This window comes from Pseudomonas sp. B22129 (genome assembly GCF_044218875.1).
Classification (GTDB): domain Bacteria; phylum Pseudomonadota; class Gammaproteobacteria; order Pseudomonadales; family Pseudomonadaceae; genus Aquipseudomonas.
Map to the genome: position 1 here is coordinate 6156264 of NZ_CP162592.1, position 14925 is coordinate 6171188.

The 14925-nt window shown below is 61.1% G+C and carries 15 protein-coding genes; 6 read left to right on the forward strand and 9 right to left on the reverse strand.

Annotated features, from left to right (window positions below):
- Window positions 1-33: 33 nt before the first annotated feature.
- Window positions 34-1182: a TDT family transporter gene (locus tag AB4P94_RS27930; protein WP_395608347.1), complete on the reverse strand. Its 1149-nt coding sequence runs from the start codon at window positions 1180-1182 to the stop codon at window positions 34-36.
- A gap of 112 nt (window positions 1183-1294) precedes the next feature.
- On the reverse strand, window positions 1295-2482 hold the full coding sequence (locus AB4P94_RS27935; protein ID WP_395608348.1) for an MFS transporter: 1188 nt from the start codon (window positions 2480-2482) through the stop codon (window positions 1295-1297).
- A 91-nt stretch (window positions 2483-2573) separates the two neighbouring features.
- Here AB4P94_RS27935 and AB4P94_RS27940 point away from each other — a divergent pair, with 91 nt between their 5' ends.
- On the forward strand, window positions 2574-3119 hold the full coding sequence (locus tag AB4P94_RS27940; protein ID WP_395608349.1) for a TetR/AcrR family transcriptional regulator: 546 nt from the start codon (window positions 2574-2576) through the stop codon (window positions 3117-3119).
- A 127-nt stretch (window positions 3120-3246) separates the two neighbouring features.
- On the opposite strand, the gene AB4P94_RS27945 is transcribed toward AB4P94_RS27940, so the two are convergent.
- The 4 genes from AB4P94_RS27945 to AB4P94_RS27960 all read right to left on the reverse strand — a co-directional run bounded on the left by AB4P94_RS27945 (window position 3247) and on the right by AB4P94_RS27960 (window position 6423).
- Window positions 3247-4026: an ABC transporter permease gene (locus AB4P94_RS27945; RefSeq protein ID WP_053128662.1), complete on the reverse strand. Its 780-nt coding sequence runs from the start codon at window positions 4024-4026 to the stop codon at window positions 3247-3249.
- Window positions 4023-4955, reverse strand: coding sequence for an ABC transporter ATP-binding protein (locus AB4P94_RS27950; RefSeq protein ID WP_395608350.1), 933 nt, complete (start codon window positions 4953-4955; stop codon window positions 4023-4025). Before AB4P94_RS27950 ends, AB4P94_RS27945 begins: the two co-directional genes overlap by 4 nt.
- Before the next feature lie 134 nt (window positions 4956-5089).
- Window positions 5090-5707, reverse strand: a complete 618-nt coding sequence (locus tag AB4P94_RS27955; protein WP_395608351.1) for a glutathione S-transferase family protein — start codon at window positions 5705-5707, stop codon at window positions 5090-5092.
- A gap of 56 nt (window positions 5708-5763) precedes the next feature.
- Window positions 5764-6423 carry a transglutaminase family protein gene (locus AB4P94_RS27960; protein WP_395608352.1) on the reverse strand — a complete coding sequence of 220 codons (660 nt, stop codon included), beginning with the start codon at window positions 6421-6423 and terminating at the stop codon, window positions 5764-5766.
- A gap of 158 nt (window positions 6424-6581) precedes the next feature.
- On the opposite strand from AB4P94_RS27960, the gene AB4P94_RS27965 reads away from it, so the two are divergent.
- Window positions 6582-9029 carry an acyl-CoA dehydrogenase gene (locus AB4P94_RS27965; RefSeq protein WP_395608353.1) on the forward strand — a complete coding sequence of 816 codons (2448 nt, stop codon included), beginning with the start codon at window positions 6582-6584 and terminating at the stop codon, window positions 9027-9029.
- A 75-nt stretch (window positions 9030-9104) separates the two neighbouring features.
- On the forward strand, window positions 9105-9512 hold the full coding sequence (locus AB4P94_RS27970) for a PA2817 family protein (protein WP_010567536.1): 408 nt from the start codon (window positions 9105-9107) through the stop codon (window positions 9510-9512).
- Window positions 9513-9641: 129 nt separating this feature from the next.
- On the opposite strand, the gene AB4P94_RS27975 is transcribed toward AB4P94_RS27970, so the two are convergent.
- Entirely contained in the window at window positions 9642-10574 is a 933-nt protein-coding gene (locus AB4P94_RS27975; RefSeq protein WP_395608354.1) for a LysR substrate-binding domain-containing protein, read from the reverse strand.
- A gap of 89 nt (window positions 10575-10663) precedes the next feature.
- Between AB4P94_RS27975 and AB4P94_RS27980 the strand changes: the two genes are divergently transcribed.
- Complete coding sequence (locus tag AB4P94_RS27980) at window positions 10664-11290, forward strand: alanyl-tRNA editing protein (protein WP_395608355.1); 627 nt, start codon at window positions 10664-10666, stop codon at window positions 11288-11290.
- 171 nt (window positions 11291-11461) lie between these two features.
- Here the strand turns inward: AB4P94_RS27980 and AB4P94_RS27985 are convergent, their stop codons facing one another.
- Both AB4P94_RS27985 and AB4P94_RS27990 read right to left on the reverse strand, forming a co-directional pair.
- Complete coding sequence (locus AB4P94_RS27985; RefSeq protein ID WP_395608356.1) at window positions 11462-13033, reverse strand: alkaline phosphatase D family protein; 1572 nt, start codon at window positions 13031-13033, stop codon at window positions 11462-11464.
- Window positions 13030-13584 carry a GNAT family N-acetyltransferase gene (locus tag AB4P94_RS27990; RefSeq protein ID WP_395608357.1) on the reverse strand — a complete coding sequence of 185 codons (555 nt, stop codon included), beginning with the start codon at window positions 13582-13584 and terminating at the stop codon, window positions 13030-13032. The genes AB4P94_RS27985 and AB4P94_RS27990 overlap by 4 nt, the downstream gene beginning before the upstream one ends.
- A 190-nt stretch (window positions 13585-13774) precedes the next feature.
- On the opposite strand from AB4P94_RS27990, the gene AB4P94_RS27995 reads away from it, so the two are divergent.
- A complete protein-coding gene (locus AB4P94_RS27995; protein ID WP_005786670.1) occupies window positions 13775-14182 on the forward strand; it encodes a biopolymer transporter ExbD in 408 nt (135 codons plus the stop codon).
- Window positions 14183-14184: 2 nt separating this feature from the next.
- A complete protein-coding gene (locus tag AB4P94_RS28000; protein WP_395608358.1) occupies window positions 14185-14913 on the forward strand; it encodes an energy transducer TonB in 729 nt (242 codons plus the stop codon).
- The last annotated feature ends 12 nt before the right edge of the window (window positions 14914-14925 follow it).

Below are 14925 nucleotides of genomic sequence, written 5' to 3' on the forward strand. Positions count from 1 at the left end.
GTTTTTTCAGGCCACGACTTTACCTAATCCCGCTTACTTATTCGCTAGTCCTGCAATGCATGGCGAAACAAAAAGCTCACCTTTATAGGCACCTTGTACGGTGCGCTTGGCCACGATCAGCCACATCAACGCCAACGCCACCACCAGCACGCTGCCCAAGACACTGAAAAACCCCAAGTGCAGCAGGCTCGCCAGCTTCAGCGTGGCCAGCGCGTACACACCCAACGGAAAGGTGAAACCCCACCAGCCGAGGTTGAACGGGATACCGGCGCGCAGGTAGCGCAGGGTGATCAGCACCGCGATCAACATCCACCACAAGCCGAAGCCCCACAGCGTGATGCCCGCCACCAGGCCGAGGCCGTTGGCCATTTCACCCACACCGGGCAGGCCATTGGCAGCGAAGATCGCCGGCGCGTCGCCGCCCAGCAACAACATCCCCAAGGCGCCGGTGCCGATAGGGCCAAGGGCCAGCCAGCTCGACGCGGCCATATTGGCGTGGGGCAGTTTATGCAGGGCCATGCGCAGCATCAGGATGGTCAGGATGCTGAACGCCACCGGCAGGGAAAACGCCCACAGCACGTAACTGGTCACCAGCATCACCAGTTGCGAATGCGCGCCCGCCAAGTGCGGCGCCAGCAGGCCACCGCTGGCGGCCGCGACTTCAGCGGCGACCACCGGCAGCAGCCACACGGCGGTCATCTGGTCGATGCTGTGTTCCTGGCGCGTGAACATCATGAACGGGATCAATACGCCGCAGGCCAGGGCCATCGCCACGTCCAGCCACCACAAGGTTTCGGCCAGCGGCACCACATCGCTGCCCCAGCGCGGCAGGCCGAACAACAGCAAGCCGTTGAGAATGGTCGCCAGGCCCATGGGGATGGTGCCAAAGAACATCGAAACCGTGGAGTGCCCGAAGATCCGCCGTGCCTCGTGGAAGAACATCACCCAGCGCGCGGCATACAGCACGCTGAACAGCACAAACAGGCCAATGGTGAAAAACCACAGCCCTTCGGCGACGGCGTGCAGGCCAGGCAGATTGACCGGCAGTTGGGCCAGTGCCAACGCCAGCACGCCGGTGCCCATGGTGGCGGCGAACCAGTTGGGGGTAAACTGGCGGATCACTTCCCGTGGACGGGTCAGGTGACTGAAGGGTTTGTAGCGAATGGTATTCGAGCAGGTCATGATGGCAATCCTCTTCCTCGCATGAGGTTGAGACCATGGTAGAACCCTATCGAATATCTATATAACGGGTAATATCTCTATCTGTTATCTACTTTACCGATATTAACGCCAGCTAAACCGTTGCCTTGGCTCGCGCCGCTCCCTGCATCAGCAAGCCTGCCAGCGCGCCGACCGCTAACAAAATGAGCACTGCGCCATAACCGTCGGTGGTGGCGATCAGGCCAAACACTCGGCTCAGGTTACCCGCCAACAGGGCCGGTACGCAGAACGCCAGATAGCTCAGCACATAGAACGCCGACATCAACCCGGCCCGTTCATGGGGCAACGCCAAGCCGACGATACTGCGCACACTGCCCATGAACCCGCCACCGAAGCCAAAACCTGCAACCACACTGGCGGCAAAGAACAGCCACAGGCTGGCGCTCTGCACCGCGACCAGCAACACCGCCACGCCCACGGCCAGCAGGGCCGCCGAAAGGCGCATGACTTTGTCTGCCGGGTGATTACGCAGGCTGTAGATCATCACCGCGCCACTCAAGGTCACCACTGCAACCAGGCCGCCGCCGATCAAATGCGAGGTCGAGCCGGTCGCAGCCCGCACCAGCGACGGCGCCAGGGACGAAAAGAACCCGCCCAGCGCCCACACCGCCACATTCAGCGGCATCGCCAGCCACAAGGCCCGACGCGCCTGCGCGGGTACATGCAGGGTGGGCGCCAGCGACTTCAAGGCACCCGGTAGGCGGCTGACGGTTTCAGGCAAGCGCCACACATAAAGCGCCTGCAGCACCATCAGGCCCAGCAGGGTGAAGTAGATCAATTGGGTCGGGCGTGGCGCGTATTCCACCAGCAAGCCACTGCCCGAGGCGCCGCAAGCCATACCCAACAGCGGCGCGAGGCTATTGAGCATCGGCCCGCGCAGGCGGTCGGTGTCCAGCAGCGTCGCCGCCAGCACCGCGGTAGCCGTGCCTGTGGCGAAACCTTGCAGCGCCCGGGCGGCAATCAGGTAGCCAGTGCTGTCAGCATTGATAAACAGCAACATCGCCACACTATTGAGCAGCAGCGCGACGAAAATCACCGGCTTGCGCCCCACGTGGTCTGACAGCGAACCGACAGTCAGCAGCGCGGCCAGCAAGCACACTGCGTACACGCCGAAGATCACCGTGAGCATGGCTGCGGAGAAATGCAGGCTGTCCTGATAGACCTGATACAACGGCGTCGGTGCGCTGGATGCAGCCAGGAAGGTCAACATCGTGATGACCAGGAACGCCAGGCTGGAACGTTGAGAAATGACGCTAGGCATGTGCACACTCCGCTAAAGCTAATATTTTGCTTTTGCAGAGTGTGCTACCCATAAGCGCTTAAAGCAAATTCTTTGTGTTAAGGTTTTACCCATGGCGATTAAAGAAGGCCTTCGCCCGGGGGGCCGCAGTGCCCGGGTTCAAGAATCAGTGCATAACGCCGCGCGCGAATTGCTGGAAGCCCACGAGCGTTCCAGCGTTACCGTGCCGATGATTGCTGCGCGCGCGGGCGTCACGCCCTCGACTATCTACCGCCGCTGGGGCGACTTGTCTGCGCTGCTCGCCGACGTGGCGCTGGAACGCCTGCGCCCGGACAGCGAGCCTGCCGACACCGGCAGCCTGCGCGGCGACTTGCGCGCGTGGGGCGAGCAATACCTGGACGAAATGAGTTCGGAGCTTGGGCGCAACATGATGCGCGACGTGCAGTGCAGCCGCCCCAGGGACTATTGCAGCCAGATCCTGATGGGCCAGTTGCAGATTATTCTCGACCGTTACCAAAGCAGCGTTGATGTGCGACCGACCGTGGACAGGTTGTTGAATCTGATTGCTGCGCCCACGGTGTATCGCAGTCTGTTTTCGAGTGAGCAACTGCCGGTAGAGGAGTTGCACGCATTGATCGAGTTGGCGCTGAAAACCTGAGCAGAAAGGTTAAGGACCAGACACCGATAAACATGTGGGAGCTGGCTTGCCTGCTCCCACATTGCCCTGCGTATATTCAATAAAAAACGGCCTCACAGGGAGGCCGTTTTTTATGGCGGATCTGCGCTTAAGTGCGCATCCCGCGTCCGCTCACCAGCAACCGTGCGCAACCGATGTAGAGCACGACGGTGGCCACCAGCATGAAGGTGATCGCCACGCTGATCTTGATATCCGACACGCCCAGAATGCCGTAACGGAAGGCGTTGACCATGTGCAGCACCGGGTTGGCCAGCGACACGGTCTGCCAGAATGGCGGCAGCAAGGTGATGGAATAGAACACCCCGCCCAGGTAGGTCAGCGGCGTCAGCACGAAGGTCGGGATGATCGAGATGTCATCGAAGTTGCGTGCGAAAACGGCGTTGATGAACCCCAGCAGCGAAAAGATCGTCGCCGTCAGTACCACCACCAGAATAGTGACCCCGAGGTGATGCACCTGCAGGTGGGTGAAGAACAGCGACAGCAGGGTCACGATCACACCGACCATCAAGCCGCGCAGCACACCGCCCAGGGTGTAGCCGATCAGGATGGTATGGGGCGACACCGGCGACACCATCAGCTCCTCGATGGAACGCTGGAACTTGCTGCCAAAGAAACTGGAGACCACGTTGCCGTAGGAGTTGGTGATCACCGACATCATGATCAGGCCCGGCACGATGTACTCCATGTAGGTGAAGCCACCCATGTCGCCGATCTGCCGGCCGATCAGGTTACCGAAGATCACGAAGTACAAGACCATGGTGATCGCCGGCGGCAGCAGGGTCTGCGGCCAGATTCGGGTAAAGCGCTTCACTTCGCGATAGACGATGGTTTGCAGCGCGACGAGGTTGGGTTGCAGTTCGGAACTCATACCGCCACCTTCGCCAGATTTTTCTCCACCAGGGACACGAACAACTCCTCAAGGCGATTGGTTTTGTTACGCAGGCTCAGCACTTCAATGTTCTGGGCCGCCAGTTGAGTGAACAGCGCGGTGATGCCCATGGCCTTGTCCACCTGCACTTCCAGCGTGTGGCTGTCCACCAGGCGGCTTGGGTAGCCGAGCAATTGCGGCGGCGCCGACAGGTTGTTTTTCAGGTCAAGCAGGAAGGTTTCCACATGCAGCTGGCCCAGCAGGTTACGCATGCTGGTGTTCTCGACGATGGTGCCGTGGTCGATGATGCCGATGTTGCGGCACAGCTGCTCAGCCTCTTCCAGGTAGTGGGTAGTGAGGATGATGGTGATGCCCTTCTCGTTCAGCTCGGTGAGAAAGGTCCACATCGAGCGACGCAGTTCGATATCCACACCCGCCGTCGGCTCATCGAGGATCAGCAGGCGTGGCTCGTGGACCAGAGCGCGGGCGATCATCAAACGGCGTTTCATGCCGCCGGACAGCGAACGAGACGGCACATCGCGCTTGTCCCACAGCCCCAGCTGGGTCAGGTACTGCTCGGCGCGTTCCTTGGCGACTTTCGCCGGGATGCCGTAATAACCGGCCTGGGTCACGACGATGTCGAAGGTCTTTTCAAACTGGTTGAAGTTGAATTCCTGGGGCACCACGCCGATGGAACGCTTGAGCGCCGCCGGGGACTTGTCCAGGTCATGGCCAAAAATATTCACCGAGCCGCTGGTCTTGTTGACCAGGGTCGAGAGGATGCCGATGGTGGTGGATTTGCCGGCACCGTTGGGGCCGAGCAAAGCGAAGAAGTCACCTTCGGCCACGTCCAGATCGATACCACTCAGGGCCTGGAAACCGTTGCCGTAGGTTTTGGTTAGCTGCCGGATGGACAGAGCGGAACTCATATCGGAATACGCACCAAAGAAGGGAATAGAAAGAGTAGATGACGGCGCAGCCCACGTAGTTCAACGGCGGCGCATGACAAGCATGGTGCTTGCCCGCGCCGCACAAGTACAGTCACCCGTATTAATAGTGGGTATTAAGTCAACGCGGTCATCACGGCTTTGCGGTACGCCGGACGCTGCTGCAGACGCTGGTACCACGCCTCCAGATGAGGCATCGACGGACGCTCGATGGGCATTTCGAACCAGGCGTAGATGAAGCAGCCCAGCGGGATATCGCCCATGCCGAACTCGCTGCCCGACAGGTAGGGCTGATCGGCGAGCGCCTTGTCCACCGTGCCGAGGGCGTCGATGCAGGCCTGGCGCCCGGCGTTGATGCTGTCCCAGTTCTGCTTTTCAGGAGGGGTGCGCAGGATGCCCCAGAACACTGCCTTGAAAGGTTCGGCGAGCGTCGAGGTGGTCCAGTCCATCCACTTTTCCGCATTGGCGCGGGCTTGCAGGTCGGCGGGGTAAAAACCTGACGCCTGCTTGGCGCAAAGGTAGCGCACGATGGTGTTGGATTCCCACAGCACAAAGTCGCCGTCTTCGATCATCGGCACCCGGCCATTGGGGTTCAAGGCCCTGTATTGCGGGGTGTCGACCACACCAAAAGCCCCGCCCGCATCAATTGCTTCATAGTCCAGGCCGAGTTCCTCGGCGCACCACAGTGCCTTCCTGACGTTTGACGAATTTTTACGACCCCAGATTTTCAGCATGACCGCGCCTTATTGTTGATGAACATGGCTTGATGAACGCAGCAGCATACGCCGGTTCACGTGCGGCTTAAATCACTCTGCATGTCGCCCAGCAACGCCGGCATGTCCTCGGCGAACAAGTGCGGGTAACACGCCTGAATATGGGCGAAGAAAAACGCCTCCGGCACGTCAGGAAATTGCCCATGATCGGTCACGTATTCCATGGAACGCAGGCCTTGGCGATTGAACGCGTGAAATACGCTGTCATTGATCCCGTCGAATGCCAACGGCGGCACGTCGAACAGTTCACACAATTGGCTATTGAAGGCTGGGGTGGCCTTGACCCAACGCCCGCGCAGGTACAGCTCGGTGTAGCCGTGCATGGCGAACACATCGCTTTTGAGCAGCGCGATCAGCCGGGGCGTCGACAGGTGATTGCGCACATCCGCCAGGCCGATGCGCGCCGCAATCCCGCAATGGCGGGCGCAGGCGGCCAGCAAGGTGGCCTTGGGCACACAGTAGCTCTCGCCGGTCGCCAGCGCGAAGCTGGCCTTGAGCGTGCCTGGATCGCGGCTGAAGGTGTACGGGTTATAGCGAATCGCCTCACGCACCGCGTAGTAAAGACTGACTGCCTGGTCACGAAAATCCGCGCTGGAGCCGCGATGTTTTTCCGCGAACTCCACCACCGCAGGGTGGTCACTATCGATGAAGCGGCTGGGACTCAGGTACGTATCCATGAGCTTTATCTCCAAGACAAGCCTTGAGTGTAACGACAGGCCTGCCAGGGAGATAACGACGATTCGGCCAAATCTCGTTACACCCTGATCACCGCGCTTTTTCGGATGCCGACTAAGCTCCATGGTGGTTTCGCCCCTGGTTTCACGGAGGATTGAATATGCTGTTGTTGTGGATACTGGTGCTGGTGGTCGGCATTGCCTACCTCGCACACCGCCGCGTCGCCCCCCTGCCCGCCCTGGGCGTGATCGCCGTTTACCTGCTGGCGATGGGCGCCTGGAGCCACGCACCGGGTTGGCTGCTGCTGATCTTCTGGGTGTTGATCGCCCTTGTGGCGGCCCCCTTGCTGTTGCCCGACCTGCGCCGCCAATACTTCACCAAACCGCTGTTCAGCTGGTTTCAGAAAGTCCTCCCGCCGATGTCCGAAACCGAGCGTGATGCCATCGACGCCGGCACCGTGTGGTGGGATGGCGAGCTGTTCAGCGGCCGTCCCGACTGGGACAAGCTGCTGGCCTACCCCAAGGCGCAACTGACCGAAGAAGAGCAGGCGTTTATCGACGGCCCCACCGAAGAACTCTGCGCCATGGTCAGCGACTGGGAAATCGGCCAGGCCATGGACCTGCCGCCCGCCGCCTGGGAGCACATCAAGACCCACGGCTTCTTTGCGCTGATCATTCCCAAGGAATACGGCGGCAAGGGTTTCTCTGCCTACGCCCACTCCCAGGTCGCGATGAAACTCGCCACCCGCAGCGGTGACCTGGCCTCCACGGTGATGGTGCCCAACTCCCTCGGCCCGGCCGAGCTGTTGCTGCATTACGGCACCGAAGAACAACGCAATCACTACCTGCCGCGCCTGGCGCGTGGCGATGATATTCCGTGTTTCGCCCTGACCGGCCCGCTCGCTGGCTCCGACGCCGGCGCCATGCCCGACACCGGCGTGATCTGCAAAGGCGAATGGGAAGGTAAGGAAACCCTCGGCCTGCGCCTGAACTGGGAAAAACGCTATATCACCCTCGGCCCGGTCGCGACCTTGCTGGGTCTGGCCTTCAAGGCACATGACCCGGACCATCTGCTGGGCGAAGAAGAAGACCTGGGCATCAGCCTTGCGCTGATCCCCACCGACACCCCCGGCGTGGAAATCGGCCGCCGCCACCTGCCGCTCGGCGCCGCGTTCATGAACGGCCCCAACTCCGGCAAAGACGTGTTCATCCCCCTGCAATTCCTTATCGGCGGCCAGGAGATGCTCGGCAAGGGCTGGATGATGTTGATGAACTGCCTGTCGGTGGGCCGTTCGATTTCCCTGCCTGCCGTGGGCACCGGCGCGGCCAAGTTCACCAGCCTGGTCACCGGCCAATACGCTCAGGTGCGCGAACAGTTCAACGTGCCGCTGTCAGCCTTCGAAGGTATCCAGGAAGCCCTGGCCCGCATCGGCGGCAATGCCTGGCTGATGGACAGCGCGCGGATGCTCACCGCGAATGCCGTAGACCTGGGGGAAAAACCCTCGGTGCTGTCGGCCATCCTCAAGTACCACCTCACCGAGCGCGGCCGCGAGTGCATCAGCCACGCCATGGATGTGCACGGCGGCAAGGGCATCATCATGGGCCCGAACAACTACCTGGGCCGCAACTGGCAAGGGGCGCCGATCTTCATCACCGTGGAAGGCGCGAATATCCTGTCGCGCAACCTGATGATCTTCGGCCAGGGTGCCATCCGCTGCCATCCCTTCGTGCTCAAGGAAATGGCGTTGGCCGGTCGCGAAGACCATGACCAGGCACTGAAAGAGTTCGATGGTTTGCTGATGCAACACATCGGTTTCGCCGTGAGCAACGCCGCCAGCACCCTGGTGCTGAACCTCGGCTTCGGCCACTTCGAGAAGGCGCCAGGCAACCGTCTGAGCCAAGGCTACTTCCGTGCGCTGAACCGTCAAGCCGCTGCGTTCGCCCTGCTGGCCGACCTGAGCATGATGCTGCTGGGGGGCGAGTTGAAACGTCGCGAACGCCTGTCCGCGCGCCTGGGTGATGTATTGAGCCACATGTACCTGGCGTCGGCGGCACTCAAGCGCTACCACGACCTGGATTCGCCCGACCACCTGGAGCCGCTGTTCGCCTGGGCCATGGAAGAAAGCCTCGGCGAGTCGGAACGCGCGCTGGATGAGTTGCTGAGCAACTTCCCGAACAAGATCCTCGGCTGCTTGCTGCGGGTAATCGTGTTCCCGTTCGGGCGTCGGCATACCGGGCCGTCCGATGCGCTGGATGCTGAAGTCGCTGCCGTGATCGGCCGCGCCAAGGGCGACCCGACCCTCGAAGAACTGCTGGCGGGCTGCTACCGCCCGCAATCGGCGGAAGATCCGGTGGGCGCCCTGCAACATGCCTATGACCTGCTTGGCGCCAGCCACCCGCTGCAGAAAAAACTGCACAGTGCGCTGAAAAGCGGCCAGATCAAACCGACTGCCGGCGAGCATGCCATCGACGCGGCATTGCACGCGGGCGTGCTGCAACCGGCCGAAGCGCAGACCCTGCGTAACGCCGAGGCAGCGCGGCGCAAAGTGATCGACGTGGATGATTTCAGCAAGGAAGAGCTGACCCACACTGAAGGCAAAGTCCGCTGATACCAGCGGTCATATAAATACGGGCGCGGGGGCTATATACTCTCGCGCCCGTTTTTGCTTTAGAGGACTTATCTCGTGTCCAACGTCGTTGCCGATCATCTCGTCTTGCTCGACCACCTGCGCAGCATCCTGGTTGCCGTCGGCGAAGCCGAACAGGTGCCCGAGGAAAGCCACACCCTGTTCCTGGAACGTTTCGACGAATTGCGCGCCCTGCTGCCGATCGACCCGATCGAAAGCCAGTACCTGGGCCAGGACCTGATGAGCCAGGTCATCCTGCGCTACCCGCAAATTGCCCACTTGGTCCCGCGCGACCTGCTGTGGTTCTTTGGCGGCGACTGCCTGCACTTCATGCCCGACGAAGAACTGGACCTGTACCAGGCCCTGGAAGAGCGGCGTTTTGAAGCTGAGCAGAACGACGAACCGTTCGACTGGAACCAGGAAAAACAGCTGCTGGCCATGCCGCAGGACCAGAGCAAGCACTGATTTTCAGACCTGCACAAAACCAAATGTGGGAGCTGGCTTGCCTGCGATGCGGGCAACTCGGTCTGTCAGCCAAACCGGGGTGATGCCATCGCAGGCAAGCCAGCTCCCACATTGCACCGCATTGCAACCCTACCTTCGGCGCAGTGTGGGTTCACGCGCCATACACTCCACCAGATAATCAATAAACACCCGCAACTTGGGGGGCAAGTACCGCGTCGGCGAGTGCAGCAACCACGCCTCGCCAGTGTAAGACGCAATAAAATCCCACGCCGGCAACACCTGCACCAACTGCCCCGTCTCCAAGGCATGGCGCGCGGTGAAGTACGGCAGGCTGCCAATCCCCACATGTTGCAGCACCGCATCCAGCCGTACGCCCGTGTGGTTCGCCGCATACCGCCCACGCACGCCCACCGTTACGGCCTTGGCGCCCTGGCGGAATTTCCAGCGTGAATCCCCTGGGGTTTCTCCGAGATAAATACAACTGTGCTCCAGCAAATCATGGGGGTGGCTGGGTGTGCCGTGCTCGGCCAGGTAGTGCGGCGTCGCGCACAGCAAATGCTCGATGGGCAATAATTGACGGCCAACCAACCCCGGCGGCGGGCTGTCGGTGATGCGGATACTCAGGTCGACATTGTCATCGATCAAATCCACATGCCTGTCCTCAAGGATCAATTGCACATCAACCTTCGGATAGCGCCGCAAGAACTCGGGCATATGCGGGTGCACCACAAAGCGCCCTACCGCCTTGGGCACACTGACCCGCACCAACCCCTCGGCCTCATGCGTGAACTGGCCACTGATTTCCATCACCGAACGCGCCGCGTTGACCATCTCCTGGCAACGCTTGAACACCTCTTCACCGCCTTCGCTCAAGCGCAACTTGCGTGTGGTGCGTTGCAGCAAGCGCGTGGCCAAGGCCTTTTCCAGGCGTGAAATGCTGCGGCTCACCGCCGAAGGCGAAACGTTCAGTTGCCGCGCGGCCTCGGAGAAGTTACCGGTTTCCACCACTTTGACGAAAACCGCCATTTCACCCAACAGCGGCAAAGGAAGATTGATGCTCATGACGCACAGGTCCATTGATAATTGAACGGATTATCACCCATCTACGCACTATTTATACTGCCCGTAGAACCCTGATGCGGATGTAAATGATGACCGAGCGCCTGTTTTTCACCCACGACCACCTGACCGCCGAGCTTGAAGTGCTGGCCTGCACGCCGCACGAAGGCCAGTTTGCGGTCACCCTTCAATCAACGATTTTCCATCCCCAGGGCGGCGGTCAGCCGTTCGACACCGGCTGGCTCGGCGACAGCAAGGTCATCCGCGTTATTCAGGAAGCAGACCGGGTGGTGCACTACGTGGACCAGCCCGTGGAGCCCGGCGCGATCATTGCGCGGGTCGATGAGCAGCGCCGCGCCCTGCACACGCGCCTGCATTCCGCCGGGCATTTGATCGGCAATGCCGGGGAAGCCTTGGGCTGGATGCCGATCAAGGCCCATCACTGGCCGGGCGAAGGCAAAGTCACTTTCATTCGTGGGGAGGCCGCCCGAAGCATGGATGCCGAGGTGATTCAGCAGCAGATCAACCAGTGGATCGCCGCTGGCTATCCACGGCATATGAACCTGGAAGACGGCAAACGGGAAGTCGGCTTTGGCGAGTTGCCCGCCTATGCATGTGGTGGCACTCATGTGCAGGCGTTGAGCGAGTTGGGCCAGGTGACAATTCTGGCCCTGTCGGAGAAAAAGGGCGCGCTGTCGGTGCGCTATGAAGTCGACTGACAGCGCGCACTCGCTGTTGTGACTACAGGAACGCTGAAGCCGAACTCGGCCGAATGTGGGAGCTGGCTTGCCTGCGATGGCATCAACCGGGTGTGTCTGATGTACCGAGGTGCCAGCATCGCAGCGGTGCGACGATTCGACAAGCCAGCTCCCACAGAAAGGCGCAGAAACCTATACCGCTATCGCCCCTGCCCGCCCCGCCTCCACCACAAACGACTTGAGTGTGGACACCGGGGCCAATGGATCACGCGGGTCCGTAATCACGCGAAAATCCGTCAGCATCTTCTGTTCAGTCAACGCCACCGATACATACCCGCGCTGGCGGCTGTCGAAAAACTTCACATGCGGGTTGAGCGGCAGCAACTGCGAGAACGCATCAAAAGGCGGGCCGTCCGAGGTGACCGACGAGCCGACAAACTCAGTGGCGACCACCGGCGAGTTCAAGTTATTGGCGTCGGCATGCAAATCCGTGGTCCAGAACGAATGGATATCACCGCCCCAGAACACCGGGTTTTTCACCTGCCTGCGCGTAATGGAGGCCAGCATCCGCTCACGATTGGCCATGTAGCCATCCCAACCATCGGTCCAACGCCCGGGCTCCTGAGTGACCGGGTCACGCTGGGTCAGCGGCGCTACCAGCAGGTCCTGGGCGATCACGTTCCACTGCGCCGACGACTCGGCAAACCCCCGGTCAAGCCAGGCTTCCTGTTCCCACCCGAGCATGGTGCGGCGCGGGTCGCGCAAGTCGGTGCAGGTGTTGTCGGCGATATGCCCCTGATGGCTGCCATTGGCTGGAATGCACGGTTGCTCGGAGCGGTATTGGCGGCCATCGAGCACGTGAAAACGTGCCAGGCGGCCGTAGTCCAGCCGCCGGTAAACGCGCATGTCCGGCCCCTTCGGCAGGCTGCTGGTGCGCAACGGCATGTGCTCGTAAAACGCCTGATAGGCCGCCGCCCGCTGCTTGAGAAATTGCGCCACCGGGATTTTCGGGTCCTGGGACCAGCGGTTGGCGTAGTCATTCTGCACTTCGTGGTCATCCCAGGTCGCCACACTGGGCGCGGCGGCATGCAGCGCCTGCAAATCCGGGTCGGTTTTGTACAGCGCGTAACGGTTGCGGTAATCGCGCAAGCTCACCGCATTGCCGCTGCCGTGGGGCCGGATGATCTTGCCCGAATCCAGCGCGTAGGAACTGTCGTAGATATAGTCGCCGAGGAAGAACACCAGGTCGGGCTGCTCCGCCGCCAGATGACGATAGGCGCTGAAGTAACCGCGTTCCCAGTGGGAGCAGGACACAAACCCCAACCGCGCCGAGGCCATGGCCTGCAAGGGCGGCGTGGTACGTGCCTGCCCCACCGGGCTTTGCGCGCCCAAGCCTTCAAACTGATACCAATACGGCCTGCCCGCCTCCAGCCCCGCAACCTCCACATGCACCGAATGGGCGAAACGTTCGCTCGCCGTGGCCTCGCCCTGGCGCACGATGCGCGTCATCGCCGCATCGCTGGCGACTCGCCAACGCACCGGCACCGCCTGGCGCAACCCGCCACGGCCGTCTGCGGCGTTGAACAAGGGGGCCAGGCGCGTCCAGATCACAAAGCCGTCGGGTAACGGGTCGCCCGACGCCACGCCCAAGGTGAAGGGGTAATCGATGCCGGCACTGCGCGCAAACGGGCTGAGGATCGAAAACGCCGTGGCAACCGCCAGCCCGCCCAGTACGCGGCGCCGGCCATGATCCACGCCACTCACAAGCAGCGCTCCCAGTCTTCGCGCACGGTGGCAAAGCCCAGCAAATCCTCATACACACCGTTTTTGAGAAAGGCCTGGCGCAGGCATCCCTCAAAACGCAGGCCGATTTTCTCCATGACCCGCGCCGATTCCTTGTTGCGGCCAAAGCATTGGCTGCCCACGCGTTGCAACCCCAACTGAGTGAACCCGAACGCCATCATCGCGCTCGCCGCCTCAGCGGCGTATCCCCGGTTTCGACAGTGTGCCGCCACCCAGCCACCGAGGTGGCCATAGTGATGGCGCGCATTGATCCGCAAGCTGACGATACCCACAAACTCACCGGTTTCGTGCACATGCATGCCCAGGTTGAGCAATTCGCCCGCACGGTATTTTTCCTCGATCGCGGCAATAAAGCTTTGCGCCGTTTCCAGGGTATAGGGCGATGGAATATTCGCCGTGTTATCCGCAATGTTCGGTCCGTTGGCGAGGGTAAAAAGCGCCTCGGCCTGGTCGCTTTCCAGCGCCCGCAAGAGTAGTCGCGATGTGGTCAATCGAGGCAATGCAGTCGGCATACGAGGTGGCTCGGAAAGTAAATTCTCCGAGAATGTACGTTCATTGTGTCAATTTCACTACGTCACAAAACTGCAAGGTAAATCTCCTGAAAGACGTTTCCTAGAGCCTTCAAAACGTAAATTAAAGTTAACCAATCGGTCATTTTTGGTTGTTAGCGTGTCGCCCCTAATTCAATGACGGGGTAACGGAATGAGAACCTGGGACGAACCCAAAAAACGCAAGGCGCACATCGAACTGATCCCGATGATCGACGTGATGATGTTCCTTTTGGTGTTTTTCGTACTGGTGAGCCTGAACGTGATTCCGGCCCTCGGCATGAAGACTCAGCTGCCCAGCGCCAGCAGTTCGCAGCAGCTCAAACCACAGAACAAATTCATCCTGACCCTGGGCCTGGAAGGCCAGCTGCAACTGGATGGCAAAGACCTCACGGTGGATGCCTTGGTACCGGCGTTGAAGGCGGCCGAGAAGCCGGACACCAAGTCGACGATCATCGTCAATAGTGACAAGGGCGTCGAGGTTTCGCGCCTGGTGGAAGTGATGGACACCCTGCGCCTGGGTGGCTTCACCTCCGTGTCCATTGCCACGCGTAAGTCCTGATCATGTACGCCTTGTTTCGTGCGCGACAGCTGCTGGGCAGTGTCCCGGCCCTGATCGCCCTGGTGCTGATTGCAATGGGCATCCAGTCACAGACATTGAAGGTCGAGCCGGTCTACGACGAGTCGGCAGTCGAGCTGGCGCTGGTCGAGCCCGAGCCGGAAGTGGTCCCGGAGCCGGTGGTGGAACAGGAGCCGCCACCGCCGGTGATCGAGGATGAAGAGGCCGAGCCGGCGCCTCCTCCACCGCCGCCCAAACCACTGCCTAAACCCAAGCCTGAGCCCAAACCCAAACCCGTGCCCAAGCCCGTGGTTGCCAAGCCAGCCCCAACGCCGACGCCGCCCCCGGTTGCCGCCAAACCGGCCCCCGCCGCTGTGGCACAGACCGCGCCGGCACCTGCACCGCCAGCGCCGCCGAAGGTCGATGGCCAGGCGCTCGAAGGCGGTTACCTCAAAGGCCTGCGCAACGAGCTGGACACCTACAAGCAATATCCCACCGGGCGCCAGGCGTCCCTCGAACGCCCCAGCGGCGAGGTGGTGGTGTGGTTGTTGGTAGACCGCCAGGGCCGGGTGCTGGACTCCGGCATACAAACCCAGACGTCAAGCATGCTGCTCAACCGGGCCGCTACCACCAGCTTGCGTCGCATCAAGCAAGTCAAGCCGTTCCCCGAGCAAGCCTTCGGGGGGCGCAATGAGCAGCGCTTCACCGCCACCTTCAACTACAGCGTGCAATAAGCACCCGACACC

Excerpts from the sequence above, each read along its gene's own strand:
- AB4P94_RS27980 (WP_395608355.1), top strand. The coding sequence starts at position 10,664 with ATGACCGAGCGCCTGTTTTTCACCCACGACCACCTGACCGCCGAGCTT.
- AB4P94_RS27975 (WP_395608354.1), bottom strand. The coding sequence starts at position 10,574 with ATGAGCATCAATCTTCCTTTGCCGCTGTTGGGTGAAATGGCGGTTTTC.
- AB4P94_RS27995 (WP_005786670.1), top strand. The coding sequence starts at position 13,775 with ATGAGAACCTGGGACGAACCCAAAAAACGCAAGGCGCACATCGAACTG.
- AB4P94_RS27945 (WP_053128662.1), bottom strand. The coding sequence starts at position 4,026 with ATGAGTTCCGAACTGCAACCCAACCTCGTCGCGCTGCAAACCATCGTC.
- AB4P94_RS27965 (WP_395608353.1), top strand. The coding sequence starts at position 6,582 with ATGCTGTTGTTGTGGATACTGGTGCTGGTGGTCGGCATTGCCTACCTC.
- AB4P94_RS27960 (WP_395608352.1), bottom strand. The coding sequence starts at position 6,423 with ATGGATACGTACCTGAGTCCCAGCCGCTTCATCGATAGTGACCACCCT.
- AB4P94_RS27935 (WP_395608348.1), bottom strand. The coding sequence starts at position 2,482 with ATGCCTAGCGTCATTTCTCAACGTTCCAGCCTGGCGTTCCTGGTCATC.
- AB4P94_RS27950 (WP_395608350.1), bottom strand. The coding sequence starts at position 4,955 with ATGAGTTCCGCTCTGTCCATCCGGCAGCTAACCAAAACCTACGGCAAC.
- AB4P94_RS27955 (WP_395608351.1), bottom strand. The coding sequence starts at position 5,707 with ATGCTGAAAATCTGGGGTCGTAAAAATTCGTCAAACGTCAGGAAGGCA.
- AB4P94_RS27930 (WP_395608347.1), bottom strand. The coding sequence starts at position 1,182 with ATGACCTGCTCGAATACCATTCGCTACAAACCCTTCAGTCACCTGACC.
- AB4P94_RS28000 (WP_395608358.1), top strand. The coding sequence starts at position 14,185 with ATGTACGCCTTGTTTCGTGCGCGACAGCTGCTGGGCAGTGTCCCGGCC.
- AB4P94_RS27940 (WP_395608349.1), top strand. The coding sequence starts at position 2,574 with ATGGCGATTAAAGAAGGCCTTCGCCCGGGGGGCCGCAGTGCCCGGGTT.
- AB4P94_RS27990 (WP_395608357.1), bottom strand. The coding sequence starts at position 13,584 with ATGCCGACTGCATTGCCTCGATTGACCACATCGCGACTACTCTTGCGG.